Genomic DNA, 909 nt, shown 5'->3' on the forward strand with positions numbered 1-909 from the left:
TGAAAGCATCTAAGCGGGAAGCGAGCCTTGAGATGAGTTCTCCCTGATACTTTAAGTATCCTAAAGGGTTGTCGGAGACTACGACGTTGATAGGTCAGGTGTGTAAGTGCTGTGAGGCATTGAGCTAACTGATACTAATTGCCCGTGAGGCTTAACCATACAACACCCAAGGGGTTTTGATTGGACTCAACTAGAACATTGAATGTGTAAGAACTGAAAACAGCTTTCCRRATTAAAGAATTTGCTTGGCGACCATAGCGATTTGGACCCACCTGATTCCATGCCGAACTCAGAAGTGAAACGAATTAGCGCCGATGGTAGTGTGGGGCTTCCCCATGTGAGAGTAGGACATCGCCAGGCTTTAATTTCGACTTTGTTTACTAAGTAAACAAGTCACCATAAAATTTTAAGTTTTCTTAGAGTTTTATGTTGACTTTCAAAGTGGGAAGCGTATTATACGCACCTCGCTGAGACGCTAACGCGTTGAAAGCAAAGCTCTTTAACAATATAAACCTATCAATCTGTGTGGGCACTCGTTGATGATAATCCAATTAGAAGCTTAGGCTTCAAATTAGATTTCAATGAACTGAGTGACCAATTAAGACTTCGGTCTTAGCACAGTCAATTCAACATTACTATGTAATGTAATCAGTATTCATTGAGTCGAACAAAATCTTAAATTGAAGAGTTTGATCATGGCTCAGATTGAACGCTGGCGGCAGGCCTAACACATGCAAGTCGAGCGGCAGCGACAACATTGAACCTTCGGGGGATTTGTTGGGCGGCGAGCGGCGGACGGGTGAGTAATGCCTAGGAAATTGCCCTGATGTGGGGGATAACCATTGGAAACGATGGCTAATACCGCATGATGCCTACGGGCCAAAGAGGGGGACCTTCGGGCCTCTCGCG

The 909-nt window shown here is 44.8% G+C and carries 3 rRNA genes; all 3 read left to right on the forward strand.

Features of this window, described 5'->3' with window-relative positions:
• A 23S ribosomal RNA gene (locus DPF93_RS21030) occupies positions 1 to 159 on the forward strand; the annotation flags it as partial.
• An 85-nt stretch (positions 160 to 244) separates the two neighbouring features.
• Positions 245 to 360: ribosomal RNA gene (gene rrf / locus DPF93_RS21035) — 5S ribosomal RNA — on the forward strand.
• 317 nt (positions 361 to 677) lie between these two features.
• Positions 678 to 909 (forward strand): 16S ribosomal RNA (locus tag DPF93_RS21040); the annotation flags it as partial.

This window comes from Vibrio rhodolitus (genome assembly GCF_003350325.1).
Taxonomy (GTDB): domain Bacteria; phylum Pseudomonadota; class Gammaproteobacteria; order Enterobacterales; family Vibrionaceae; genus Vibrio; species Vibrio rhodolitus.